The following is a 26,001-nucleotide window of genomic DNA, read 5'->3' as shown; positions in this document are numbered from 1 at the left end:
TGAGTATGGAATTCACGAATCCCTTCGATAACCCGCAGGGACTGTTTTACATTCTGCAAAATGGTCAGCATCAGTTTAGCCTCTGGCCGCAGCAGTGCGCGCTGCCCGCTGGCTGGCAGGTGGTAGCCGGGCCTCAGTCCCAGGCGGCGTGTCAGCAGTGGCTGGAAACACACTGGCGTACTTTGCTTCCTCACCATTATGCCGTTTCGCAGGAGGCGCTATGAGCCAACGTTTACCGCTGGTCGCCGCTCAGCCCGGCATCTGGATGGCAGAAAAACTGTCAACGCTGCCGTCGGCCTGGAGCGTCGCCCACTATGTGGAGCTTACTGGCCATCTGGACGCGCCGTTGCTGGCGCGCGCGGTGGTTGCCGGAATGGAACAGGCCGACACGCTGCGGATGCGCTTTACGGAAGATAACGGCGACGTCTGGCAGTGGGTGGATGATTCTCTGCGCTTTGCCGGGCCGCAGATAACCGATCTGCGTGATGCCGTCCATCCTCATGACGCTGCGCTGGCGCTGATGCAGGCGGATCTGCAACAAAATCTGCGCGTGGACAGCGGTAAACCGCTGGCGTTTCATCAGTTAATTCGGGTAGCGGATAACCGCTGGTACTGGTATCAGCGCTATCATCATTTGCTGGTCGATGGCTTTAGTTTCCCGGCCATTACCCGTCAGATCGCGGCGATATACCGCGCGTGGCAGCGTGATGAACCCACGCCCGCCTCGCCGTTTACGCCGTTTGCTGAGGTTGTAGAGGAATATCAGCAGTATCGCCAGAGCGACGCCTGGCAGCGCGACGGCGCGTTCTGGACTCAGCAGCGCCGGGAATTGCCGCCGCCCGCGTCGCTGTCTTCCGCGCCGTTGCCGGGACGCGCGACAACGGCAGAGATCGTCCGCATGAAGCTGAACGCGCCGGAAGGGGCGTTTCGCCAGCTGTCGGCGCAGTTCCCTGACGTGCAGCGCACCGATCTGGCGCTGGCGCTGGTGGCGCTGTGGCTCGGCAGGCTGTGCAGCCGGATGGAGTACGCCGCGGGCTTTATCTTTATGCGTCGGATGGGTTCGGCAGCCCTGACGGCGACCGGACCGGTGCTTAACGTGTTACCGCTTGGGGTACGCATTGATGCCGCAGAAAGTCTGGCGGATCTGGCGAAACGACTCTCGGCGCAATTGAAAAAAATGCGCCGTCATCAGCGCTACGACGCAGAGCAGATCGTTCGCGACAGCGGGCGCGCCGCCGGAGAAGAGCCGCTGTTTGGTCCGGTACTCAATGTTAAAGTTTTTGATTATCAACTGGATATTCCGGGCATTCAGGCACAGACCCATACGCTGGCGACCGGTCCGGTCAACGATCTTGAACTGGCGTTGTTCCCCGATGATGACGGCGGCCTGAGCATCGAGCTGCTGGCTAACAGCCAGCGTTATGATGAAGCGACCCTGACGAAGCACGCCGCGCGTCTGACGGCGATGATTGAACAGTTTGCAGAAAATCCTGCGCTACGCTGCGGCGATGCCGACATGCTGCTGCCGTCAGAGTGGCGGCATCTGGAGAGCGTCAACGCCACGGAGGTCGCGATCCCTCGGACGACCCTCAGCGCGCTGGTGGCGGAGCAGGCGAAAAGAACGCCGAATGCCCCGGCGCTGGCGGATGCGCGTTATCAGTTCAGCTACCGTGAAATGCGCGAGCAAGTGGTGGCGCTGGCGACGCTGCTGCGCGAGCGCGGCGTGAAACCGGGTGACAGCGTCGCGGTGGCGTTACCGCGCTCTGTTTTCCTGACTCTCGCTCTGCATGGCATTGTCGAAGCCGGTGCGGCCTGGCTGCCGCTGGATACCGGCTATCCGGACGATCGTCTGCGGATGATGCTCGAAGATGCCCGACCTAAACTGCTAATCACCAGTGAAGAACAGCGTGCTCGCTTTAACGACCTGCCGGGGCTGGAAAGCCTTTGCTACAGCGAACCGCTGGCAGGCGGGGACGGCCAGCCGCTCGGTTTATCTCAGCCGCACCATACCGCCTATATCATTTTCACCTCCGGGTCGACGGGCAGGCCGAAAGGCGTGATGGTGGGGCAAACCGCCATCGTCAATCGTCTGCTGTGGATGCAAAACCATTATGGGCTGACGGCGAGCGACGTGGTGGCGCAAAAAACGCCGTGCAGTTTTGACGTCTCGGTCTGGGAATTCTTCTGGCCGTTTATCGCCGGCGCGAAGCTGGTGATGGCCGAGCCGGAGGCACACCGCGATCCGCTCGCCATGCAGCGCTTCTTTGCCCATTATGGGGTGACGACTACCCACTTTGTGCCGTCGATGCTGGCGGCGTTTGTGGCGTCGCTAACGCCGGAAAGCGCCCGCGAAAGCTGCGCCACGTTGCAACACGTCTTCTGTAGCGGCGAAGCGCTGCCCGCCGAGCTGTGCCGGGAGTGGGAGCAACTGACCCATGCGCCGCTGCATAACCTGTACGGGCCGACGGAAGCGGCGGTAGATGTCAGCTGGTATCCCGCCTGGGGTGACGAACTGGCAGCGGTCACCAGCAGTAGCGTACCGATTGGCTTCCCGGTCTGGAACACAGGGCTGCGCATTCTGGATGCGATGATGCATCCGGTTCCGCCTGGCGTGGCGGGCGATCTCTACCTGACCGGTATTCAACTGGCACAGGGATATCTTGGGCGACCGGATCTCACCGCGAGCCGGTTTATCGCCGATCCGTTTGCCCCCGGCGAGCGCATGTATCGTACTGGCGACGTTGCGCGCTGGCTGGATAACGGCGCGGTGGAGTACCTTGGGCGCAGTGACGATCAGCTCAAGATCCGTGGACAGCGCATTGAACTGGGTGAGATCGACCGCGTGATGCAGGCGCTGCCTGATGTTGAGCAGGCGGTGGTTCATGCCTGCGTCTTTAATCAGGCGGCGGCGACCGGCGGCGACGCCCGTCAACTGGTGGGGTATCTGGTTTCACAGTCCGGCCTGCCGCTGGATATTGCGGCGCTACAGGCGCAACTGCGCGAGACATTGCCGCCGCACATGGTGCCAGTGGTGCTGCTACAACTGGCGCAGTTGCCGCTCAGCGCCAACGGCAAGCTCGACAGAAAAGCGTTGCCGATGCCGGAACTGGCCCCGCGCGCCAAAGGCCGTGCGCCGCTGGCGGGGGTTGAGACGCAGGTGGCGCGGGCGTTCAGCCAACTGCTGGGCTGTGAAGTTAACGACATTGATGCCGACTTCTTTGCTCTCGGCGGTCATTCGCTGCTGGCGATGAAGCTGGCGGCGCAGCTCAGCCGTATTTTCGCGCGTCAGGTGACGCCGGGGCAGGTGATGGTGGCGTCGACGGTTGGCCAACTGGCCGCGTTACTGGAGGCCGAAGACGACGTACAGAGCCAGCGTCTGGGTTTTGAAACGCTGCTGCCGCTGCGTAAAGGCAGTGGACCAACGCTGTTCTGTTTCCATCCGGCGTCGGGATTTGCCTGGCAGTTTAGCGTTCTGTCACGCTATCTCGGTTCGCAGTGGTCGATTACCGGCATTCAGTCTCCCCGTCCACAGGGGCCGATGCAGACCTGTGCCGATCTGGACGCGGTCTGTGAACGCCATCTGGCGACACTGTTGGCGCAACAGCCGCACGGCCCGTATTACTTACTCGGCTATTCGCTCGGCGGCACGTTAGCGCAGGGCATTGCGTCGCGCCTGCGCGCGCGTGGTGAAGCGGTCGCTTTCCTGGGCCTGCTCGATACCTGGCCGCCGGAAACGCAAAACTGGTCGGAAAAAGAGGCCAACGGGCTGGATCCGGAAGTGCTGGCGGAAATCGATCGCGAGCGGGAAGCGTTTCTGGCCGCCCAGCAGGGGAAGGCTTCCCGTGAATTGTTCAGCACCATCGAAGGCAACTATGCTGATGCTGTGCGGTTACTGAGCACCGCGCACAGCGTCCCGTTTGACGGGCGAGCGACCCTGTTTGTGGCGGAAAAAACGCTGCCCGCAGGGATGAGTCCGACAGGCAGTTGGGCGCCGTGGATCGCTGAACTGGAGGTGTATGGTCAGGACTGCGCGCATGTGGAGATCATTTCTCCTGCGGCGTTTGAGAAGATTGGTCCGGTTATCGCCGGGAAGCTGAACGGCATTGAGGCGGATGAATAAATAAACCCGCCAGCCGGACAGGGCATATGCACCTTGTCCGGCTAAGCCATTTCGTCGTTAACCTCTGTTTGAACGTCCAAGCGGCACGACCAGCGGCGTACCCGCGACCGGATCGTCAATGATGGTGCAGCGCAACCCGTAGATTTCCTCAATCAACCCGGCGTTGACAATCGCGCTGGGGGCGCCCTCGGCGACAATTTTTCCGTCCCGCAGGGCAATCAAATGCGTAGCGTAACGGCAGGCCTGGTTCAAATCGTGCAACACCGCCGCAAGGGTATAGCCTTTCTCGCGATTCAGTTCGCTCAACAACTCCAGCAGATCGATTTGATGGCTGATATCCAGCCAGGTGGTGGGTTCGTCCAGCAGCATAATCGACGTTTCCTGCGCCAACACCATCGCAATCCATGCGCGCTGGCGCTGCCCGCCGGAAAGCGTGTCCACGCTCTGGTTGGCCAGATGGATAATACCGGTGGCGCGCATCGCCTGCGAAACGGCTTCCTCATCCTCTTTGCGCCAGCGGGTAAACAGCGGCTGGTGCGGGTAGCGACCCCGCGCCACCAGTTCCTGAACGGTAATATCACCGGGGGTGGTGGCGTTTTGCGCCAGCAGGCCGATGCGCCGCGCGACCTCTTTACTGGCATAACGCTGGATGTGCTCGCCATCCAGCCAGACGTGTCCGTGTACGGGCGTCATCAGGCGGCTCAGGGTACGCAGCAACGTCGATTTGCCGCAGCCGTTTGGCCCGATAATCGCGGTGAAATGCCCGTCCGGAATGGCGACGCTAAGATTGTCGGCAACGGTGAATTTTCCATAACCCAGCGTTAACTGGTCGCCACGCAAACGGGCTACTGATTCGGTCATTTTTTGCGGGACTCCTGAATTAACAAGGCGATAAGGTAAATACCGCCGAGGCTCACGGTGACAACGCCCACCGGAAGCTGGTACGGCATAAACAGTTGCTGTGCGCCGAGATCCGCCGCCAGCAGCAGCAGCGCCCCGCAGAGCGCGGACTGGGTTAATCCCCAGCGGGCGGTACCGCTAAGTCGGCGGGCGATGTGCGGCGCGACGAGCGCAACAAACGAAATCGGTCCGGCCAGCGCGGTGGCGGCGGCGGTTAATACCACGGCCACCAGCATCATCATCAGGCGGGAACGCTCGACACTGACGCCCAGCGCGCAGGCGCTGTCATCGCCCATTTCCAGCAGGCGCATTCGGCGTACCAGTAGGGCGGCGCAGATCAGCATGAGAATAATCAGCGGCGCGGACGGCCAGGTTTTTGCCCACGTCAGACCGTTCAGCGACCCGGCGTTCCACAGTCCGGCGGTCAGCGCCGTCTCCAGCGAGGCTTTCAACAGCAGCCAGGTGTTGAACGCCACCAGCATCGCGCGTACGCCGATACCGATGATGATCAGGCGGAAGGTCTCGATGCCGTTGCGCCAGGCGAGCAGCCAGACCAGCAGCGAGGTAAGAATACCGCCCGCCATTGCCGCCAGCGCGATGGCGGTCAGATGCTGGCCAAACAGCACCATTGCCACCAGCACGCCGCTCCAGGCGCCGGTGTTAAAGCCCATCACGTCGGGGCTACCTAAGGGGTTTCGCATCAGCGACTGAAAAATCGCCCCGCTGACCCCGAGCGCTGCGCCGATCAGCAACGCCATCAATACCCGCGGCAATCGCCATTCGGTGACGACCATCGTGATACTGCGCGGCGCATCGCCGAGCAGGGCGGCGATAATCTGCGAGGTTTCGAGCGTTACGGCGCCGCTGCGCAGACTCCACATACCGACTAGCAGGCAGGCAAGCAACAGTAGCAGGCAACTGATAAACAGACGACGGGAGATATGCCTCATGCGGCACCTCGCGGGCGTCGACGAACCAGAAAAATCAGCACCGGCGCGCCGATAAAGGCGCTGACGACCGAGACCCGCAGTTCGCCGGGGACAATCAGCCGTCCGATGATATCCGCAAACAGCAACAGGGCAGGGGTGGCGATCAGCGTGACAGGCAATGACCAGCGGTGGTCGGCGCCCACCAGCCAGCGCGCCATGTGCGGCATCATCAGGCCGATAAAGGCGACAGGCCCGACGATCGCCGTGGCGCTGCCGCAGAGCACGGTGATGGCCAGCAGGCCGATAAGCTGTGTGCGCGCGACTTTGCTGCCCAGCGCTGTAGCGGTATCACTGCCAAGACTCAGACTGTTGAGCGCCCGGCTCAGCATCAGCGCCGTCGCTCCCGCGATCAGTACCGGTACAATGACCACCTTGAGCGTTTGCAGGCTGCGGATATCCAGCGAACCGGCCTGCCAGAAGCGCAGTTGATCGTAGACGTCCGGGTTAAGCAGCGCGATCCCGCTGGTGAGGCCTTCCAGCACCGCCGCCAGCGCGACGCCGGCGAGCGTCAGGCGCACCGGACTGAGCTGTCCGCCGCCCTGGCTACCGGTAAACGCCACGATCAGCGACGCCACCAGCGCGCCCGCAAAAGCCATTACCAGTTGCTCCTGCGGTGTGGAAAAGCCAAACAGCGCCGCCCCCAGCACGATGGCGAAACTGGCGCCGGAATTGACGCCAAGCAGGCCGGGATCGGCCAGTGGGTTACGGGTGAGCGTTTGCATGAGCGCCCCGGCAAGGCCGAGCGCGCCCCCCGCCAGCAGACCCGCCAGCGTGCGCGGCAGACGGGCGTCAAGCACGATCGTGCAGTCGGCGCTGTGGCAACTGCCGCGAAGCGCATCCAGCACCACGACTGCGGGGAGGGGCTTGGCCCCGATGATGAGACTTAATGCCGTGGCGACAATCAGTAATAACAACAATCCGGGCACGGCAATGGCGCGCGTCACGGAAACAGAGCATGACATATCCACTTCCCTGATAATGATAGTAATTATCGTTATCGATCTTATTTGAATATGTTACCATGTGCAGCCACGGAATTGATAATAAAAGTACCCATCAAGGTTTTGTAATGAATCGACAATCCTGGCTCCTCAACCTCAGTCTGTTGAGGACGCATCCTGCTTTTCGCGCGGTCTTCCTCGCCCGTTTTATCTCGATCGTCTCGCTGGGGTTGCTCGGCGTGGCGGTACCTGTTCAGATCCAGATGATGACTCATTCCACCTGGCAGGTCGGTCTTTCGGTGACGTTGACCGGCAGCGCGATGTTTATCGGGCTGATGGTTGGCGGCGTGCTGGCGGACCGCTACGAGCGGAAAAAAGTGATCCTGCTGGCGCGCGGCACCTGCGGCATTGGCTTTATCGGACTGTGCCTGAATGCGATGCTGCCGGAGCCGTCACTGATGGCGATTTATCTGCTCGGTTTGTGGGACGGTTTCTTTGCCTCGCTCGGCGTGACCGCATTGCTGGCGGCAACGCCTGCGCTGGTCGGGCGCGAAAACCTGATGCAGGCCGGGGCGATCACTATGCTGACCGTACGTCTGGGCTCGGTGATTTCGCCGATGCTCGGCGGACTGCTTCTTGCCTCTGGCGGCGTGGCGTGGAACTACGGGCTGGCGGCGGCCGGAACATTTATAACTTTGTTGCCATTGCTGAGTTTACCCGCTCTGCCGCCTCCGCCGCAGCCGCGTGAGCATCCGTTGACGTCGCTGCTCGCGGCATTTCGCTTTTTGCTTGCCAGCCCGCTAATCGGGGGGATCGCGCTGCTCGGCGGATTGCTGACAATGGCCAGCGCCGTGCGCGTGCTGTATCCGGCGTTGGCGATCGGCTGGCAGATGTCAGCGGCACAGATTGGCTTATTGTACGCCGCCATTCCGCTCGGCGCGGCGGTTGGCGCGTTGACCAGCGGACAGCTGGCGCACAGCGTGCGGCCGGGGTGGATTATGCTGCTTTCTACCGTGGGATCGTTTCTGGCGATCGGTCTGTTCGCCCTGATGCCCATCTGGGCGCTGGGCGTTGTCTGCCTGGCGCTGTTTGGCTGGCTGAGCGCAATAAGTTCGCTGTTGCAGTACACCCTGCTGCAAACCCAGACGCCGGAACAGATGTTAGGACGGATTAACGGTTTGTGGACCGCGCAGAACGTGACCGGGGACGCCATTGGCGCGGCCTTATTAGGCGGACTGGGCGCTGTGATGACGCCCGTGGCGTCGGCCAGCGTCAGCGGGTTTGGTCTGGTGATGATTGGCGTACTGTTGATGCTGTTGTTAAGCGAGCTGCGGCGGTTTCGCCAGCAGCCAGCCAGTGCCTGAGTCGCGACGCGCCGTCAGGCACAATAACATGTTAAAACAGGTCGGCGAGGCGGTCTAAAACCCGCATTGCGCTGTAATAGTCCAGACGGAAGGATTCGGTGCCCATCGCATAAACGCGTTTGTTCTGAACCGCAGGCAGGTGCGCCAGCAGCGGGTTGGCATAAATCGCTTTCTCGTCCTTTTCGTCACCGGCAAACAGGAACAGCGCCTGGCCATTCAGCCCGGCGGCGAGATTTTCTCCGCCAAGCTGGATGATGTCGTGACGTTTGCCCTGGCTCTGGCTGGCCTGTAACCCGGCAGGCAGTGTCGCCAGCGTAAAGCCAAGCTGTTCCAGCATCTTGCCCTGTGCCGAGTCCGGAGTCCACAGGTTGGCGGTGTGGGCGGCGGCGGTGTAAACCAGCGCGCTCACCGGCTGCGGCGGCAGGGTTAACTGCTGTTTCACGCTCGCCAGCTTCTTATCGAACTCGGCGATGCGCGCGGCGGCCTGTTTTTCCTGGCCGGTGATCGCGCCTAGCTGGGTCAGCAGCGTCTGCCAGCTTTTATCGTCGTAGTTGATGATAAGCGTCGGGGCGATGGTTGACAGCTGATCGTACAGCGCCAGCGCCGAGTCGCCGCCGGTGGCGCTGATCAAAATCAGGTCAGGCATCTGCGCCGCGACGGCTTCTGCGCTCGGCTCGCCAATGTACAGTCGCGTCAGTTTGCGTACTTTCGCCACGTCGCTCCACTGGCGCAGAAAGCCCTGACTGTCCGCCACACGGTTGTTCGGGGTGGTGGCGCCACTGGCAATGACCGGGGCGTCTATCGCCAACAGCGAACCGGTGAGCGTGACGCTGGTGGAAACGATGCGTTCGGGTTTGCGCTCCAGCGTGTGGCTTCCGCGGCTGTCCGTGACCTGGCGCGGCCAGTCAGCGGCCTGGGCTGAGGAGAATCCGAAAACGGCAAGCGTAATAAGCAGGGTGGGGAGAGAAGACAGTCTCACTAATCGGTTCCTGTACTGAGTGATTAATGCTTCTCATTTTCATTATTAAGGATAAGGGATGCAAGCCTTAGTCGCACATTGTGCTACCCCAGGAGTTGACATACTGCCTGTTTGCTTTTAGGTTAGCGCCCGAAAATATAAATGATAATCATTATTAAAACCTTTATCATTTTGGAGGATGATATGGATACGTCACTGGCCGAGGAAGTACAGCAGACCATGGCAACACTTGCGCCCGATCGCTTTTTCTTTATGTCGCCGTACCGCAGTTTTACGACGTCAGGATGCTTCGCCCGTTTCAATGAACCTGCCGTCAACGGCGATTCGCCAGACAGTCCTTTCCAACAAAAATTACATAATCTGTTCGCCGATGCCAAAGCGCAGGGCATCGCTAATCCGATAATGGTCGGCGCTATTCCGTTTGATACCCGCCAGCCTTCTGCGTTGTTTATCCCGGAGGCCTGGGAAACCTTCTCGCGACAGGAAAAACAGCAGGCCTCGCGTTATTTTACCGGTCATCAGTCGCTGAATGTGACCGAACGCAGGGCGATCCCGGAGCAGGACACCTTTGAAAGTATGGTGGCGCGAGCCGCTGCGCTTACCGCCACGCCGGAGGTTGATAAGGTTGTGCTGTCGCGCCTGATTGATATCACCGCCGACGCGGAGATCGACAGCGGCGCGCTGCTTGAACGTCTGGTGGCGCAAAACCCAGTTAGTTACAACTTCCATGTCCCGCTGGAGGACGGCGGGGTGCTGCTCGGCGCCAGTCCTGAGCTGCTGCTGCGCAAAGAGGGCGAGCGCTTCAGTTCGCTGCCGTTAGCCGGTTCCGCCCGTCGCCAGCCGGATGACGTGCTGGACAGGGAGGCGGGTAACCGTCTGCTGGCATCCGAGAAGGATCGCCATGAACACGATCTGGTGACCCAGGCGATGAAAACCGTTCTGCGCGATCGCAGCAGTGAACTGCATCTGCCGTCTTCGCCGCAGTTGATTACCACCCCGACGCTGTGGCACCTCGGCACGCCGTTTGAAGGTAAGGCGAACGCCGGAGAAAACGCCCTGACGTTGGCGTGCCTGCTGCATCCCACGCCGGCGCTGAGCGGCTTCCCGCATCAGGCGGCGATTAAGCTTATCGCTGAACTGGAACCGTTCGACCGTGACCTGTTTGGCGGCATTGTCGGCTGGTGCGACGCCGACGGAAACGGTGAGTGGGTGGTGACGATCCGCTGTGCGAAGCTGCATAAAAACCAGGTCCGCCTGTTTGCGGGCGCAGGAATTGTCCCGGCCTCTTCGCCGGTGGGGGAATGGCGTGAAACTGGCGTCAAGCTCTCCACCATGTTGAACGTTTTTGGATTGCATTAAGGAGCGATGATGAGCATTCCTTTCACCCGGTGGCCTGACGAGTTTGCCCGGCGTTACCGTGAAAAAGGGTACTGGCAGGATCTGCCGCTGACGGACATTCTGACCCGCCATGCGCAAAACGACAGTACGGCGGTGATCGACGGCGAGCGCCATTTGAGCTATCGCCAGTTGAATCAGGCGGCGGCGAATCTCGCCAGCAGTTTACGCCGTCAGGGCATCAAGCCGGGCGAAACCGCGCTGGTGCAACTGGGCAACGTGGCCGAACTGTATATCACTTTCTTTGCCCTGCTGGAGCTGGGCGTGGCGCCGGTCCTCGCCCTGTTCAGCCATCAGCGTACCGAACTGAACGCTTACGCGAAGCAGATAGAACCCGCGCTGTTGATTGCTGACCGCCAACACGCGCTGTTTGCGGGCGATGATTTCCTGAATACCTTTGTGGCGGAGCACAACACTATTCGCGTGGTGCATCTGCTTAATGACCACGGCGAACATTGCCTGCAGGCAGCGATTGACACCCCGGCGGAGGCGTTTACCGCCACGCCGTCCCCTGCCGACGAGGTGGCTTATTTTCAGCTTTCCGGTGGCACCACCGGGACGCCGAAGCTGATCCCGCGAACCCATAATGACTACTACTACAGCGTGCGTCGCAGCAACGAAATCTGCCGCTTCACCGCGCAGACGCGTTTTTTATGCGCGATTCCGGCGGCGCACAATTATGCGATGAGTTCGCCGGGGTCGCTGGGCGTGTTTCTCGCCGGGGGAACCGTGGTGCTGGCGGATGATCCGAGCGCCACGCTGTGCTTTCCGCTGATCGAAAAACACCAGATTAACGCCACGGCGCTGGTGCCGCCTGCGGTCAGCCTGTGGCTTCAGGCAATTAACGAATGGGGCAGCAACGCGCAGTTGGCCTCGCTGCAACTGTTGCAGGTGGGCGGCGCGCGTCTGTCCGCGTCGCTGGCGGCCCGTATTCCGGCGGAGATCGGTTGTCAGCTCCAGCAGGTGTTTGGCATGGCGGAAGGGCTGGTGAATTACACCCGCCTTGACGACAGCCCGGAGCGAATCATCAACACCCAGGGACGTCCGATGTGTCCGGATGACGAAGTGTGGGTAGCGGACGCCGACGGTAATCCGCTGCCGCAGGGCGAGACCGGACGGCTGATGACCCGCGGTCCGTATACCTTCCGCGGTTACTTTAAAAGCCCTGAGCACAACGCCAGCGCATTTGACGCCAACGGGTTTTACTGTTCGGGCGACCTGATTTCCATCGATAAAGACGGATACATCACCGTTCAGGGACGTGAAAAAGATCAGATCAACCGCGGCGGCGAGAAGATCGCCGCAGAAGAGATCGAAAACCTGTTGCTGCGCCATCCGGCGGTGATCCATGCGGCGCTGGTCAGCATGGAAGATGAGCTAATGGGCGAGAAAAGCTGTGCGTATCTGGTGGTGAAAGAACCCCTGCGCGCCGTCCAGGTGCGTCGATTCCTGCGCGAGCAGGGCGTCGCGGAATTTAAGCTGCCGGACCGTGTAGAGACCGTCGAGGCGCTGCCTCTGACGCCGGTCGGTAAAGTCGATAAAAAACAATTACGTCAGTGGCTGGCTACGCGCACGGCCTGAAGGAGAACACGCAATGGCAATCCCAAAATTACAGGCATACGCGCTGCCGGGCGCGCAGGATATTCCGACCAACAAGGTGAACTGGGCCTTTGAACCCGAGCGCGCGGCGCTGTTGATTCACGATATGCAGGATTACTTTGTCAGCTTCTGGGGGGAAAACTGCCCGATGATGGCGCAGGTTATCGCCAATATCGCCGCCCTGCGGGAATACTGTAAAGCACATCACATTCCGGTCTATTACACCGCCCAGCCGAAAGAGCAGAGCGATGAAGACCGCGCGTTGCTCAATGATATGTGGGGGCCGGGCCTGACCCGTTCACCGGAGCAGCAAAAGGTGGTGGATCTGTTGACGCCGGATGAGGCTGACACGGTGCTGGTGAAATGGCGATACAGCGCGTTTCACCGTTCGCCGCTTGAACAAATGTTGAAAGAGACGGGGCGTAATCAGTTGATTATCACCGGCGTGTACGCGCATATCGGCTGCATGACCACCGCCACCGACGCCTTTATGCGTGACATCAAGCCGTTTATGGTGGCGGACGCGCTGGCGGACTTTAGCCGCGAAGAGCACCTGATGTCGCTGAAGTACGTCGCAGGGCGTTCCGGCCGGGTGGTGATGACGCAGGATCTGCTGCCCGCGCCAGTCCCAGCCAGCAAAGATGCGCTGCGCGCCCTGATCCTGCCGCTGCTGGATGAGTCCGATACGCCGATGGATGATGAGAACCTCATTGATTACGGTCTGGATTCGGTGCGGATGATGGCGCTGGCGGCGCGCTGGCGCAAAGTACATGGCGATATCGACTTCGTGATGCTGGCGAAAAATCCGACGATTGACGCCTGGTGGACACTGCTTTCACGCGAGGTGAAGTAATGGCCGGGTTTGACTTTCAGGGCAAAACGGTGTGGATTACCGGCGCCGGTAAGGGCATTGGTTATACGACCGCGCTGGCGTTTGCGAAAGCGGGCGCACAGGTCACCGGTTTCGACCGTGAATTCGCGCTGGACGACTACCCGTTCGTCACCGAAACGCTGGACGTGGCGAATGCAGGGCAAGTGGCCGAGGTATGCCAGCGTTTACTGGCGCAAACCGAACGACTGGACGTGCTGGTGAACGCCGCCGGGATCCTGCGTATGGGGGCCACCGATGCGCTGAGCGCCGACGACTGGCAGCAAACCTTTGCCGTCAACGTCGGTGGCGCGTTTAATCTTTTTCAACAGACAATGGCGCAGTTTCGCCGCCAGCAGGGGGGAGCGATTGTCACCGTGGCGTCCGACGCCGCGCACACCCCGCGTATCGGCATGAGCGCCTATGGCGCGTCAAAAGCGGCGCTGAAAAGCCTGGCGCTGACCGTTGGGCTGGAGCTGTCGGGTAACGGTGTGCGCTGTAACGTGGTGTCGCCTGGCTCCACTGATACCGATATGCAGCGCACGTTATGGATTAGCGACGATGCTGAACAACAGCGCATTCGCGGCTTTGGCGAGCAGTTTAAGCTCGGTATTCCGCTGGGCAAAATCGCTCGTCCGCAGGAGATCGCTAATACCATTTTGTTCCTTGCTTCCGATCTGGCGAGCCATATCACGCTGCAGGACATCGTGGTGGACGGCGGTTCGACGCTGGGAGCATAACGATGATCTGGAAACGTCACTTAACGCTGGATGAACTGAATGCCACCAGCCAGAACACGATGGTGGCGCATCTGGGGATCCTCTACACCCGCCTGGGCGATGAGGTGCTGGAAGCGGAAATGCCGGTCGATGCCCGCACTCATCAGCCGTTTGGCCTGCTGCACGGCGGCGCGTCAGCGGCGCTGGCGGAGACGCTGGGCTCGATGGCGGGCTATCTGATGACCCGGGACGGTCAGTGCGTAGTGGGGACCGAGCTGAATGCCACCCATCATCGTCCGGTCTCTCAGGGAAAAGTACGCGGCGTCTGTCAGCCGCTGCACCTGGGACGCCAAAGTCAAAGCTGGGAGATTGTGGTGTTTGATGAGCAAGGGCGGCGTTGCTGCACTTGCCGGCTGGGAACCTCGGTGCTCGGTTAAGGTAAATACCCCTCCCTGTGCAGAGAGGGGTTGACGCTTACAACTGCGACACGATGCGGCGTAATAAGCGGATCCGCGGCGCGATCGAGGCGATATCCAGCCATTCTGCCGGGCTGTGGAAACCCGCCCCGACCGGACCAAGACCGTCCAGCGTCGGAATGCCTAACGCGGCGGTATGGTTGGCGTCGCTGCCTCCACCGACGGCCTGCCAGGTAATCGCAATACCTTCTTCTTTACCCGCCTGCTCCACGAGGGCCATCAGCTCGCCCGTCGCTTCACTTGCCGCCATCGCCGGTTTGTGATTGACCTGAACGAGCGTGGTGGTGACTCCGTCAAGGAAGCCGCGCTCGCACATCTCCTGCAACGCCTGATGGACGCGGGCATCTTCGTCGTTTTGCCAGAAGCGTACGTCGAGTTCGGCAAAGGCGCTGTCCGGCACCACGTTAGCAGCGCTGCCGCCGCGAATGACCCCTACGTTAAGCGTCGTTCCGGCGCGGCTGTCGGCGAGGGCATTGATCGCGACAATACTGTTCGCCAGAGCGGTAATCGCCGAGCGTCCTTTTTCCGGTTCGTTACCTGCATGGGCGGCAACGCCGGTGAAGGTCAGGTGATAACCTGCCATTCCCTTACGCGCCTTCACCAGCGAGCCGTCGGCGCGCGCTGCTTCGCAGACCAGCACGCAGCGTGATTTTTTCGCCAGTTCGCCAATCCATTCGTGAGAATAGACGCTGCCGGTTTCTTCATCGGGATTCATGGCGACCGCGATGCTCAGGCGTTCGCGATGTTCCGGCGCCAGCGTGCGCATTGCCCAGAGGATGTTCAGCAGGCCGCTTTTCATGTCAGAGACGCCAGGACCATACAGTCGGTTTTCATCGCGGCTCATCGGGCGTTCGGCCACGGTGCCAGCCGGGAAAACGGTGTCCATATGCCCGACCATCAGCACGTCGAATTTTTCGGCGCCCGGTTTATTGGTGACAAACAGGCCGGGACCGACCTTGTCGCCCAGATCGACGGACTCGACGTGCCAGCCCTCCTGCAGCCAGAGCTGGCGGATGATGCCGGCAACCTGCGCGACACCTTCAAGGGTGGCGGTGCCGCAGTCCACGTTGACCAGGGTTTCCAGTTCGGCAAAATACGTTTCAAGATCCATACATCGTCCTTAATTCAGAGAATGATGCGCATCAGCAGCATCGCGATAAAGGCGTTGACGATCGAAATGACGATCATCAGCGGAATGCGTTTGGCCTGGGTGCCAATCACCCCGAGGATACGGCCCAGATATTGCACCTGCGAGCCCATCAGATAGATAGCCGGAGCGAGGATCGCCAGATGTTCGCCGCTGATGATCCCCTTATCGAACAAACCGATAGCGACGCCAATGCCGCCGCCCATCGACATCCAGCCGCCGATCAGCACAGCGGCGGCTTCGCCGGGTAAACCAAACAGCCCCATCAGCGGGGCGAAGACCATGCCCATGCCTTTCAGCGCGCCGGTGATCTCCAGCGCCTTGATGATAATGAAGGCCATCACGACATTGGGCAATGTGCTGCTGGTGGCGATGTTCCAGCCTTTACGCGCGCCTTCAACGAAGACATCGGTAATAACCGGTTTAGCATTTTGGGCGCTCATCAGGCTTCTCCTTTTTCCGCGGTGACGGCAGGGGCTTTTTTCCCGCTGAACGTCAGGATCAGGCGCATCAGGTTGGCGCCGAAAATTTTCATCACGAACATCACCATGATGCAAACGCCGATAGACGTTGGGACCGCGGGCGTACCGTCCATCGCCATCAGCGTGAACAGGATCGCGCCGGAGGAGAAGAAGTTGGTGATCATTGCGCCGGCGGAAAACTGGAACATCGCGAAGATATCTTTCTCTTTTTCCGTAATCTGACCTTCATCGGACAAATTGCGGGTCAGTGAAGCTCCTACGTCAGTGCTTTGCAGGCTGCCGATCATCGCCAGTCCGGTGTTGCCAGGGATCCCCAGCAGCGGGCGCAGCAAGGGCGTTAACAGGCGGCGCGCGGCGCGCAACGCGCCATAATGCTCCAGTACGTTGATCATGCCGAGGGCGAACATCACCGCCGGAATGAGGCCCAATGCGAATAAAAAGCCGTCCATCGCGCCGTTCCCCCCCACGCCGCGAAAGGCGCTGGTGGTGGTGGTGATCGCGTCGCCTTGCTGACTCACGCCGCTCACGACGCGTCCGAACGCGCCGTTGAGCGTGGTGAAGTCAAAGACCCCATACCACTCTTTTCCACCCAATAACCCGGAAAAAAAGACGGCGGCAAACGCCAGGGCGAAATACGCGCCGGGTCCTGTTCTTTGTTCCTTTACCTCTGTACTACTCATTTCCTTCTCCTTGTAGATATGCGTTTAGCTCACTTATTCTGACGATGTAAGCAATTAAAAAGATGATTCAAATCATTTCATTGGCGGCTACAACGGTGAGGAAACAAAAATTGTGAGCTGTAAAAAAAGTTTCACATTTTGTGCGGTTTTCCTGCGGATAGTGATCCGCTTAACAATGCAATGTAAATATCAGGTGATGGTTCAGGTTTATTAGGTTGTCAGGTTGTTAAAACTGAAAAAGATGTTATAGAAACAAAATGTAACATCTCACTTCTCTGGAACATGCAAACGGATAACAACCATGAATAAATCAGGGAAATACCTCGTCTGGACAGTGCTCTCGGTTATGGGGGCGTTCGCTCTGGGCTACATTGCATTAAACCGTGGGGAACAGATCAACGCGCTATGGATCGTGGTGGCGTCGGTCTGCGTCTATCTCATTGCCTACCGTTTTTACGGCCTGTACATTGCCAAAAATGTGCTGGCGGTTGACCCGACGCGCATGACGCCCGCCGTGCGTCATAACGACGGGCTGGACTATGTGCCGACCGACAAAAAAGTGCTGTTCGGTCACCATTTTGCGGCGATTGCCGGGGCAGGGCCGCTGGTGGGGCCGGTGCTGGCGGCGCAGATGGGTTATCTACCGGGAATGATCTGGCTGCTGGCCGGGGTGGTGCTCGCCGGGGCGGTGCAGGACTTTATGGTGCTGTTTGTCTCGACCCGTCGCGACGGGCGTTCGCTCGGCGAACTGGTGAAAGAGGAGATGGGGCCGACCGCCGGGGTCATTGCGCTGGTGGCCTGTTTTATGATCATGGTGATCATCCTCGCGGTGCTGGCGATGATTGTGGTGAAAGCGCTGACTCACAGCCCGTGGGGGACGTATACCGTGGCGTTCACCATTCCGCTGGCTATCTTCATGGGGATTTATCTGCGCTATCTCCGTCCGGGACGCATTGGCGAAGTGTCGGTGATCGGTCTGGTATTCCTGGTGTTTGCCATTATCTCCGGCGGCTGGGTCGCGGAAAGCCCAACCTGGGCGCCATACTTTGACTTTAGCGGCGTACAGTTGACCTGGATGCTGGTGGGGTACGGCTTCGTGGCGGCGGTGCTGCCGGTGTGGCTGCTGCTGGCGCCGCGTGATTATCTCTCCACCTTCCTGAAGATCGGCACCATTGTTGGCCTGGCGGTAGGGATTTTGATCATGCGCCCAACCCTGACCATGCCTGCGCTGACCAAATTTGTCGACGGTACGGGGCCAGTCTGGACCGGTAACCTGTTCCCGTTCCTGTTTATTACCATTGCCTGCGGCGCGGTATCCGGGTTCCATGCGCTGATCTCCTCGGGCACCACGCCGAAGATGTTGGCGAATGAAGGACAGGCCTGCTTTATCGGCTATGGTGGGATGCTGATGGAATCCTTTGTGGCCATCATGGCGCTGGTTTCCGCCTGCATCATCGATCCGGGCGTCTACTTCGCAATGAACAGCCCGATGGCGGTTCTGGCTCCAGCCGGAACTACGGACGTGGTAGCGTCTGCCGCGCAGGTGGTCAGTAGTTGGGGCTTTGTGATTACGCCGGATACGCTGAACCAGATCGCGAACGAGGTCGGCGAGCAGTCGATCATTTCCCGTGCGGGCGGCGCCCCGACGCTGGCGGTGGGGATGGCGTACATTCTCCACGGTGCGCTGGGCGGGATGATGGATGTCGCCTTCTGGTATCACTTCGCGATTCTGTTTGAAGCGCTGTTTATTCTCACCGCGGTGGACGCCGGGACGCGCGCTGCACGCTTTATGTTGCAGGATCTGCTGGGCGTGATCTCGCCGGGGCTGAAACGTACCGATTCGCTGCCCGCTAACCTGCTGGCGACGGCGCTGTGCGTGCTGGCCTGGGGTTACTTCCTGCATCAGGGGGTCGTCGACCCGCTCGGTGGCATTAACACCCTGTGGCCGCTATTTGGTATCGCCAACCAGATGCTGGCGGGCATGGCGCTGATGCTTTGTGCGGTGGTGTTGTTCAAGATGAAGCGCCAGCGTTATGCATGGGTGGCGCTGGTGCCTACCGCGTGGCTGCTGATTTGTACTCTGACCGCCGGCTGGCAGAAAGCCTTCAGTCCGGATGCGAAAGTGGGCTTCCTGGCGATCGCCAATAAGTTCCAGGCGATGATCGACAGCGGCAATATTCCGGCGCAGTACACCGAATCGCAGCTGGCGCAGTTGGTATTTAATAACCGTCTGGATGCCGGGTTGACGATCTTCTTTATGGTGGTGGTTGTGGTGCTGGCGCTGTTCTCCATCAAGACCGCGCTGGCGGCGCTGAAGGTGGACACGCCGACGGCGAAAGAAACGCCGTACGAGCCGATGCCGGAAAACGTGGATGAGATCGTCGCGCAGGCGAAAGGCGCGCACTGAGTTATGCATCACCCTCTCCCGCACCGGGGGAGGGTGTTTCTGTTAAGGGGGAATGATGTTTGATACGCTTTCGAAAGCCGGTAAATATCTGGGCCAGGCGGCGAAGCTGATGATTGGCGTACCGGATTATGACAACTATGTTGAGCATATGCGGGTGACGCATCCTGAGCAGACGCCGATGACCTATGAAGAGTTTTTCCGCGAGCGTCAGGATGCGCGATACGGCGGGAAGGGCGGCGCGCGCTGCTGCTGATGCTCATCCTGATTTCTGTGGCTGGGGCAGTGACTTCCTGCGCCTTGTAGGATGCTGAGCATCAGTCGTTCTGCTTATTTCACCGTCCAGGCCTTCGAGAATCGACGATTGGCGAACAGTTCCTGCAGACCGTTGATCTGTTTCAGGCGCAGCACTTCATCGTCGTCCATGCCCAGCTCTTTGCCTATTTTAGCGTCATCCCAGCCCAGTAACGCCAGTTCGCGGACAATTTCTGACATCGCGTGGATCTGATGCCGTCCCCTTGCCCGGTTATGGCGAATGGTGGCCGCCATCCGATCGTGGCGTTCGCCTTCCAGGCAGGTAATGGGTAAATACCCTTTCAGCCGCGTTTTTAGCGCCGCCCGGCCTTTGCCCAGCTCGTGACGGTGAAAGCCATCGACAATTTCATACTCTTCTTCACTGGCCTGAGACACCACAATGGGTTGGGTGAAACCATCCTCTTCAATGGATTTCAGCAGCAGTTTCTTTTCCGGTGGCGCGACGGTATTGGGGTTGTAATCATTGGGCGCGATATGCTCGTTTTTGATCCATAAAACGCAGTCTACCGGTTGGTCGCGAAACGGGCTGACGCGATGAATGGCCATTCTGAATTCGTTGATGGCTTTAATGCGCTCTTCTTCGGACAACGCAGAAAGAAAGTGCGTGAGTTCCTGTGTTAGTCGTTGTTGCATAAAATTCCCCACTCTTTACGTTTTGCTTTCATGCGATCGCTGTAACGTTGGTAACTCTTTGGCTTCGTCGGACTGAAAGAGAGCGCCCGACACCAGTAATCATTATTCAGTAAAACCTTACAGATGCGCCGCCAGGACGGAATGTCTTTCGCGCCAATATCACCCGCCTGGGTTTCCGGGATCTCCCCGTCACCTTTTTTCTTATACCACTGCAAATAGACGGCGATTTTGTTTCGGTAATGCTCTGCCGTTTTCTCCGGCATGCTTTGCAAGAGCAGCATAGCGTACTGCTGCCAGCTTAAATGGTCGGGCTTGAGGATCTTCCGATGCCCGTAAAAATGATTGTTTTGTCCGGCGTATATTCCGCCGCTTCTGACGCCGCTGACACGTTCACACATAAGCGCCCATCTTTCAGGTTCAATAACATGATACAGCCACAGTCCCTGGCGTTGTTCAGGGCCAAACGGTTCGCAAATGCGCATATAGCGAGCCGGAACGCCAGCCTGATACATCAGGTTATAAAGCGGATTGCAGGGCAGTTTTGTTTGTGCGAACCAGGTCCAGATATCCGCGGTTTTCCAGTCATATATCGGGTAGATATACCAGGTGTGTCCGCCCGGCGCGGCGGTGGTCCAGGGTTTATCATCGGCAAAACGTTGCTTACTCAGGCTGGCGATGGCGACAAAACGGTTATAAGACTCGTCTGCACGAATACCGACCATCATGGCGGCCGGGCGTTTATTAGAAAACCAGTCGGCGAATTCGCGTACGAATTGTTCAAACGTCATCCCGGACTGATAGAAGGAAAAATAGCCCGGGTCGGTAATCGCATCCGGCGGCGGCTGGCGCACCCAGCGGGTATTGGGTTCCCAGCATTGCCATTCTGGCTGGAATTGTGAGAGTGAATTTTGCGTTGTCAGGGGCAACGCCACCCAATAGAAATGCTCAATGACGTCGGAATATGTCTGGCGCAGTGCGTCAATATAGTCGATGGTGCAGGAAAACTGCGCCTCCCAGTCAATAAACAGTATGCTAATTTTTTTGTTTAACTTGCGTGCAAGCTGTGCAGTTAAATGCAGCATGAGCCCGGAGTCTTTCCCGCCTGAAAATGAGACACAGACGCGTGGAAGATTCTCAAGGGTCCATGATATTCGTTCTTCTGCGGCTTCAAGAACGTTTTGATCTAAAGGAATCTTATAAACAGACATATAAAGCCTATCCCTGAACGGTAATACCATTAATATAATACAATAAGTAATTATATACGATAGGCCGTTTGAGGGATTGTGCAAAATTCATATTTATTATGAATGTGTTGGCGCTAAGTATTTATATAACAAATGCTTAGCACTCAAAATATTAAGCATCATTATCAATACGAGAAATTATCTCGGCAAACGTTTTATTATTCAACGAGGCGCGATTGTATAAATAATAAAGTTGAATAGTAGGGAGCGTAAAGGGATAACTGATGCGCTTGAAATGTAAAAGTGGTTGATAGAAGTCATAGATGACCTTGGGTATAAATCCAATAATATCTGTAGCCGCAATGACATTTGCAATAGCAATAAGTGACTGGCTGCGGAAACCAATACTTCGACCTTTAATAATATTTTCTGGATGGGTCTGATATTCTTTAAAACCTGGATCATCATGCATAAGCATCGTGAATTGCTCTTCCAGAATATCTTCCAGGGCAGAGTTTTCGTTAATACGGGGATGGTCTTTGCTGCATACCAGAATACATTCAACGGGATTAAACGGCTTACAAAGAATAGAGCGGTTATTCACTGGATATAAAGAAATGACCAAATCGGCTTTGCGGTAAGCTAACAAATCCTCAGCCGATTCTTTGCCAGTGAGAATGTCATGGTGTTCGATTTCTATGTTGGTATTTTGACGAACTTTATTAATTAAACTTATCACATTATCAGCAATAATGATTTGAGGTCCGTAAATAATGAACTTTTTCCTGATTTCTGTCTCATGCATGATATTTATCGTCTGCTCAAGACTGTTCAGATTATTTTCCAGGTGGTGATGTAAGTTAATCCCCATCGTTGTTGGGGTAATGCCTTTACCAGAACGGATAAATAACGGATCGTTTAACTGCGTCCGTAACCGCTGTAGAGACTGGCTCACCGCTGAGGGTGTGATGTAAAGCGTTTCAGCCGCCTTACTGATGCTGAGATGCTGATAAATACATTCAAAAATAACCAACAGGTTAAGATCGAATTTTTTGAGATCGTAAAGGTTAGCCATGTTTTTTTCCTGTTTCCATTTCTAAGATGAAATTATCTGTTGCATGAATGTTTTAGGTGTTGTCACTGAATAAAATTTTTCAATGCAAACTTAAAGTGACATTTAGTATGGCTAAAGTAACACATTCCATTTTTTTTTGGAGAAGAAATTAAGAAGTATTGAGGGCGATTATGGTCAATTTAATTTTAATCACCCCACAAAATGTTAATGACTTTTCATCATGGTTTCCAGTTGCGCGTTATCAGGTAAACCGACGACCTGCTGCAGCACATTGTCCTTATTCATATAATAGATAGCAGGCGTCACGTTTGCGCCCAGATCGTCCATAATTTTTTGATGCATATTCAGGATCTTCATTTGTTCAGGCGGGACGGAGGCCGGCACGTTAAGTGGCATTTTGCCACCCGAGGCTTCATAGTCATGCCAGACTTTAGCCGGATCTTTTGCCGCCAGAATGGCGGCGGCGGTCGCCGGGCTTTCCGGCTTAATGACCCCGACAAGCAAAGTACGTAGCTGCACTTTTCCGGATTCCACCCACGGGCGGGCCTGCTGCCAGAACTGTTTACAGTACGGGCAGAAGGGATCGGCAAAGACGTACAGCACCACCGGCGCATCTTTTTTGCCATCCAGCAGCCACGTGGCTTTTTCTATCCGCTGCCAGATTTCCCGGCCAGCCGGGGCATAAATCTCTTTCTCGATCAGTTGATTGCTCAGATTGTCGCCTTTTTCATTGTACATATAACCCGAAATCGCCTGTTTTCCGTCCGGCGTCAGGTAGATAGTCACCCCCATGTCCTGGTATTTTCCCAGATACCCTTTCATCCCACCCGGCGCGTCGAAAGACTTGATGATAGTAATGCCTTGTTTTTCGATGGCTTTAACCGGCGCCGGAAGCTCTTCGCCATGAGCGAGAAAGGGCAGCAGGGTGAGCAGAAGTGTGCGTTTAAACATTTTTATTCCTTATAAATCCAATGCGTTACGAGCATGATGGGCAAACCTATCACAGCCATAGGCAACATCTCGGAGGGAATGATTGCCCTTTTCCCGGCAGGGTGTTGTAATCCTTTTCGCTGTTACAGCCTTTGTTAAGGTAATGTAGAGCGCAACACTTAGCCAGTTTCACTGGCGCTGAAGTTACCTACGGGTAGTTCAGGTAACGGGGCCGCCTGCGAAGGCGGCCCTTTTTACGTTGGATTGTTCAGGTTCACCACGTTGGTGAGAGAAGGTTGTTAGCTAACGCTTATTGATTTGATAAAGGAAACGCATTAGCCCTGTCAGTCATTTTTCGTTACCTTACAACTCAACGAAAACACGGAGGAAGTACAGATGTCCTTGATTAACACTAAAATTAAACCTTTTAAAAACCAGGCGTTCAAAAACGGTGAATTCATCGAAGTTACCGAAAAAGATACCGAAGGCCGCTGGAGCGTGTTCTTCTTCTACCCGGCTGACTTTACTTTCGTATGCCCGACTGAACTGGGTGACGTTGCAGACCATTATGAAGAACTGCAGAAGCTGGGCGTAGACGTTTACTCTGTGTCTACTGACACCCACTTCACCCACAAAGCATGGCACAGCAGCTCTGAAACCATCGCGAAAATCAAATATGCGATGATCGGTGACCCGACTGGCGCCCTGACCCGTAACTTCGACAACATGCGTGAAGACGAAGGTCTGGCAGACCGCGCGACGTTTGTTGTTGACCCGCAGGGTATCATCCAGGCGATCGAAGTTACCGCTGAAGGTATCGGCCGTGACGCATCTGACCTGCTGCGCAAAATCAAAGCTGCCCAGTACGTTGCTGCTCACCCAGGCGAAGTGTGCCCGGCGAAATGGAAAGAAGGCGAAGCGACGCTGGCTCCATCCCTGGACCTGGTGGGTAAAATCTAAATTTCCGTCGTCTTTCACGCCATAGCTGCGTTGGCGTCGCCTGTTCACCCCGGTCACTGACTTCCGTAAGCTCCGGGGATTCTCAGGCTAGCCGCCTTGCTGTGACGCGAAATACTTTGGAAATTGTTTCAGTCATGGGCGCGCCTGCGCCCATTTCATTCCAGCACCATGACGCAAGTTGCATTCAGGCGGCCCGTTTAAGGCAGCTTGCATGATGATGTTTTCAGAGAGGGAAGAATGATGCTCGACACAAATATGAAAACCCAGCTCAAGGCTTACCTTGAGAAACTCACTAAACCTGTTGAGCTGATTGCCACGCTGGATGACAGCGCTAAATCGGCAGAAATCAGGGAACTACTGGCTGAAATCGCCGAACTGTCGCCGAAGGTGACGTTCAAAGAAGAGAACAGTCTGCCGGTGCGTAAGCCGTCTTTCCTGATTACCAACCCAGGTTCTGACCAGGGACCTCGTTTCGCAGGTTCTCCGCTGGGCCACGAATTTACTTCTCTGGTACTGGCGCTGCTGTGGACTGGCGGCCATCCGTCGAAGGAAACGCAGTCTCTGCTGGAGCAGATCCGCGATATCGACGGCGAGTTTGAATTCGAAACCTATTATTCGCTTTCCTGCCATAACTGCCCGGACGTGGTGCAGGCGCTGAACCTGATGGCGGTGCTGAACCCGCGTATTAAGCACACGGCGATTGACGGCGGCACCTTCCAGAACGAGATCACCGATCGCAACGTGATGGGCGTACCGGCGGTCTTTGTTAATGGTAAAGAGTTCGGTCAGGGGCGTATGACGCTGGCGGAAATCGTCGCTAAAGTGGATACCGGCGCAGAAAAACGCGCAGCCGAAGAACTGAACAAGCGCGACGCTTATGATGTGTTGATTGTCGGCTCCGGCCCGGCGGGCGCGGCAGCAGCGGTTTATTCCGCGCGTAAAGGTATTCGTACCGGCCTGATGGGCGAACGTTTCGGTGGTCAGGTGCTCGACACGGTAGACATTGAAAACTACATCTCCGTACCGAAAACCGAAGGCCAGAAACTGGCGGGCGCGCTGAAGGCGCACGTCAGCGATTACGATGTTGATGTGATCGACAGCCAGAGCGCCAGCAAACTGGTTCCGGCAGCCGTTGAAGGCGGATTACACCAGATCGAAACGGCGTCCGGCGCGGTGCTGAAAGCGCGCAGTATCATCATTGCGACGGGTGCGAAATGGCGCAACATGAATGTGCCGGGTGAAGATCAGTATCGCACTAAAGGCGTCACTTACTGCCCGCATTGTGACGGCCCGCTGTTTAAAGGCAAGCGCGTCGCGGTGATTGGCGGCGGTAACTCCGGCGTTGAAGCGGCGATTGACCTCGCGGGCATCGTTGAACATGTTACGTTGCTTGAGTTTGCGCCTGAAATGAAGGCAGACCAGGTGTTGCAGGATAAAGTCCGCAGCCTGAAAAATGTCGACATTATTCTGAACGCGCAGACCACGGAAGTAAAAGGCGACGGTTCGAAAGTGGTTGGTCTGGAATACCGCGACCGCGTCAGCGGTGATGTTCACAGCGTTGAGCTGGCGGGGATTTTCGTACAGATTGGTCTGCTGCCGAACACCAACTGGCTGGAAGGCGCCATCGAGCGTAACCGTATGGGTGAAATCATCATCGATGCGAAATGCGAAACAAACGTGAAAGGCGTGTTCGCTGCCGGCGACTGCACCACGGTGCCGTACAAGCAGATCATCATCGCGACCGGCGAAGGGGCAAAAGCGTCACTGAGTTCCTTTGACTACCTGATCCGCACGAAAACGGCATAAAAAGAAAGTAAGACGATACCTGCAATAAGAAA

The 26,001-nt window shown here is 57.3% G+C and carries 23 protein-coding genes; 12 read left to right on the top strand and 11 right to left on the bottom strand.

From position 1 onward, the window contains the following. The first annotated feature begins 5 nt into the window (after positions 1 to 5). Both CSE01S_RS06025 and entF read left to right on the top strand, forming a co-directional pair. Positions 6 to 224 (top strand): MbtH family protein, encoded by a 219-nt coding sequence (locus CSE01S_RS06025; protein WP_042285631.1) that lies wholly within the window; start codon positions 6 to 8, stop codon positions 222 to 224. Next, complete coding sequence (gene entF / locus CSE01S_RS06020; RefSeq protein WP_042285630.1) at positions 221 to 4,120, top strand: enterobactin non-ribosomal peptide synthetase EntF; 3,900 nt, start codon at positions 221 to 223, stop codon at positions 4,118 to 4,120. Before CSE01S_RS06025 ends, entF begins: the two co-directional genes overlap by 4 nt. A gap of 57 nt (positions 4,121 to 4,177) precedes the next feature. Here the strand turns inward: entF and fepC are convergent, their stop codons facing one another. Genes fepC through fepD form a run of 3 tightly spaced genes read right to left on the bottom strand, consistent with a single transcriptional unit; the run spans position 4,178 to position 6,971 of the window. After that, on the bottom strand, positions 4,178 to 4,981 hold the full coding sequence (gene fepC / locus CSE01S_RS06015) for an iron-enterobactin ABC transporter ATP-binding protein (protein WP_042285629.1): 804 nt from the start codon (positions 4,979 to 4,981) through the stop codon (positions 4,178 to 4,180). After that, positions 4,978 to 5,970, bottom strand: coding sequence for an iron-enterobactin ABC transporter permease (gene fepG / locus CSE01S_RS06010; protein ID WP_042285627.1), 993 nt, complete (start codon positions 5,968 to 5,970; stop codon positions 4,978 to 4,980). The genes fepC and fepG overlap by 4 nt, the downstream gene beginning before the upstream one ends. Further along, positions 5,967 to 6,971 carry a Fe(3+)-siderophore ABC transporter permease gene (gene fepD, locus CSE01S_RS06005; RefSeq protein ID WP_042285624.1) on the bottom strand — a complete coding sequence of 335 codons (1,005 nt, stop codon included), beginning with the start codon at positions 6,969 to 6,971 and terminating at the stop codon, positions 5,967 to 5,969. The genes fepG and fepD overlap by 4 nt, the downstream gene beginning before the upstream one ends. 107 nt (positions 6,972 to 7,078) lie before the next feature. On the opposite strand from fepD, the gene entS reads away from it, so the two are divergent. Beyond that, complete coding sequence (gene entS / locus CSE01S_RS06000; protein WP_042285620.1) at positions 7,079 to 8,314, top strand: enterobactin transporter EntS; 1,236 nt, start codon at positions 7,079 to 7,081, stop codon at positions 8,312 to 8,314. Positions 8,315 to 8,345: 31 nt separating this feature from the next. On the opposite strand, the gene fepB is transcribed toward entS, so the two are convergent. After that, positions 8,346 to 9,317 (bottom strand): Fe2+-enterobactin ABC transporter substrate-binding protein, encoded by a 972-nt coding sequence (gene fepB, locus CSE01S_RS05995; RefSeq protein WP_392397382.1) that lies wholly within the window; start codon positions 9,315 to 9,317, stop codon positions 8,346 to 8,348. 159 nt (positions 9,318 to 9,476) lie between these two features. Between fepB and entC the strand changes: the two genes are divergently transcribed. The 5 genes from entC to entH are packed head-to-tail and all read left to right on the top strand — an operon-like array spanning position 9,477 to position 14,311. Then, on the top strand, positions 9,477 to 10,652 hold the full coding sequence (gene entC, locus CSE01S_RS05990) for an isochorismate synthase EntC (protein ID WP_042286202.1): 1,176 nt from the start codon (positions 9,477 to 9,479) through the stop codon (positions 10,650 to 10,652). Between the two features lie 9 nt (positions 10,653 to 10,661). After that, positions 10,662 to 12,269 (top strand): (2,3-dihydroxybenzoyl)adenylate synthase EntE, encoded by a 1,608-nt coding sequence (gene entE / locus CSE01S_RS05985; protein WP_042285617.1) that lies wholly within the window; start codon positions 10,662 to 10,664, stop codon positions 12,267 to 12,269. A 13-nt stretch (positions 12,270 to 12,282) separates the two neighbouring features. Then, positions 12,283 to 13,140 carry an isochorismatase gene (locus tag CSE01S_RS05980; protein WP_042285616.1) on the top strand — a complete coding sequence of 286 codons (858 nt, stop codon included), beginning with the start codon at positions 12,283 to 12,285 and terminating at the stop codon, positions 13,138 to 13,140. Beyond that, positions 13,140 to 13,895, top strand: a complete 756-nt coding sequence (gene entA, locus CSE01S_RS05975; protein WP_042285615.1) for a 2,3-dihydro-2,3-dihydroxybenzoate dehydrogenase EntA — start codon at positions 13,140 to 13,142, stop codon at positions 13,893 to 13,895. Before CSE01S_RS05980 ends, entA begins: the two co-directional genes overlap by 1 nt. A gap of 2 nt (positions 13,896 to 13,897) precedes the next feature. Then, positions 13,898 to 14,311, top strand: coding sequence for a proofreading thioesterase EntH (gene entH, locus CSE01S_RS05970; RefSeq protein WP_042285612.1), 414 nt, complete (start codon positions 13,898 to 13,900; stop codon positions 14,309 to 14,311). 37 nt (positions 14,312 to 14,348) lie between these two features. Here entH and CSE01S_RS05965 read toward each other — a convergent pair whose 3' ends face one another. The 3 genes from CSE01S_RS05965 to CSE01S_RS05955 are packed head-to-tail and all read right to left on the bottom strand — an operon-like array spanning position 14,349 to position 16,659. Continuing rightward, positions 14,349 to 15,461 (bottom strand): M20 family metallopeptidase, encoded by a 1,113-nt coding sequence (locus tag CSE01S_RS05965; protein WP_042285608.1) that lies wholly within the window; start codon positions 15,459 to 15,461, stop codon positions 14,349 to 14,351. Positions 15,462 to 15,475: 14 nt separating this feature from the next. Continuing rightward, complete coding sequence (locus CSE01S_RS05960; protein WP_042285605.1) at positions 15,476 to 15,940, bottom strand: YjiG family protein; 465 nt, start codon at positions 15,938 to 15,940, stop codon at positions 15,476 to 15,478. Then, the gene (locus CSE01S_RS05955; RefSeq protein ID WP_042285602.1) at positions 15,940 to 16,659 is read right to left on the bottom strand and encodes a nucleoside recognition domain-containing protein; all 720 of its coding nucleotides are present in this window, start codon (positions 16,657 to 16,659) and stop codon (positions 15,940 to 15,942) included. The genes CSE01S_RS05960 and CSE01S_RS05955 overlap by 1 nt, the downstream gene beginning before the upstream one ends. Positions 16,660 to 16,960: 301 nt before the next feature. Here CSE01S_RS05955 and cstA point away from each other — a divergent pair, with 301 nt between their 5' ends. Together cstA and CSE01S_RS05945 are read left to right on the top strand one after the other, a co-directional pair. Beyond that, on the top strand, positions 16,961 to 19,066 hold the full coding sequence (cstA, locus tag CSE01S_RS05950) for a pyruvate/proton symporter CstA (protein ID WP_042285597.1): 2,106 nt from the start codon (positions 16,961 to 16,963) through the stop codon (positions 19,064 to 19,066). Between the two features lie 55 nt (positions 19,067 to 19,121). Beyond that, positions 19,122 to 19,319, top strand: a complete 198-nt coding sequence (locus CSE01S_RS05945; RefSeq protein ID WP_042285592.1) for a YbdD/YjiX family protein — start codon at positions 19,122 to 19,124, stop codon at positions 19,317 to 19,319. Positions 19,320 to 19,393: 74 nt separating this feature from the next. Here CSE01S_RS05945 and CSE01S_RS05940 read toward each other — a convergent pair whose 3' ends face one another. The 4 genes from CSE01S_RS05940 to dsbG all read right to left on the bottom strand — a co-directional run bounded on the left by CSE01S_RS05940 (position 19,394) and on the right by dsbG (position 23,224). Continuing rightward, complete coding sequence (locus CSE01S_RS05940; RefSeq protein ID WP_042285588.1) at positions 19,394 to 20,011, bottom strand: IbrB-like domain-containing protein; 618 nt, start codon at positions 20,009 to 20,011, stop codon at positions 19,394 to 19,396. Beyond that, positions 19,996 to 21,219, bottom strand: a complete 1,224-nt coding sequence (locus tag CSE01S_RS05935) for a phosphoadenosine phosphosulfate reductase (protein ID WP_042285585.1) — start codon at positions 21,217 to 21,219, stop codon at positions 19,996 to 19,998. Before CSE01S_RS05935 ends, CSE01S_RS05940 begins: the two co-directional genes overlap by 16 nt. A gap of 151 nt (positions 21,220 to 21,370) precedes the next feature. Then, on the bottom strand, positions 21,371 to 22,273 hold the full coding sequence (gene citR, locus CSE01S_RS05930; RefSeq protein WP_042285581.1) for a DNA-binding transcriptional repressor CitR: 903 nt from the start codon (positions 22,271 to 22,273) through the stop codon (positions 21,371 to 21,373). A gap of 204 nt (positions 22,274 to 22,477) precedes the next feature. Next, the gene (dsbG, locus tag CSE01S_RS05925) at positions 22,478 to 23,224 is read right to left on the bottom strand and encodes a thiol:disulfide interchange protein DsbG (RefSeq protein WP_042285578.1); all 747 of its coding nucleotides are present in this window, start codon (positions 23,222 to 23,224) and stop codon (positions 22,478 to 22,480) included. Positions 23,225 to 23,599: 375 nt separating this feature from the next. Between dsbG and ahpC the strand changes: the two genes are divergently transcribed. Together ahpC and ahpF are read left to right on the top strand one after the other, a co-directional pair. After that, the gene (ahpC, locus tag CSE01S_RS05920; RefSeq protein WP_000052802.1) at positions 23,600 to 24,163 is read left to right on the top strand and encodes an alkyl hydroperoxide reductase subunit C; all 564 of its coding nucleotides are present in this window, start codon (positions 23,600 to 23,602) and stop codon (positions 24,161 to 24,163) included. A gap of 240 nt (positions 24,164 to 24,403) precedes the next feature. Then, positions 24,404 to 25,969: an alkyl hydroperoxide reductase subunit F gene (ahpF, locus tag CSE01S_RS05910; protein WP_042286200.1), complete on the top strand. Its 1,566-nt coding sequence runs from the start codon at positions 24,404 to 24,406 to the stop codon at positions 25,967 to 25,969. The last annotated feature ends 32 nt before the right edge of the window (positions 25,970 to 26,001 follow it).

It is taken from the genome of Citrobacter sedlakii NBRC 105722 (assembly GCF_000759835.1).
GTDB lineage: Bacteria > Pseudomonadota > Gammaproteobacteria > Enterobacterales > Enterobacteriaceae > Citrobacter_A > Citrobacter_A sedlakii.
This window is presented reverse-complemented; position numbering and strand designations above follow the sequence as displayed.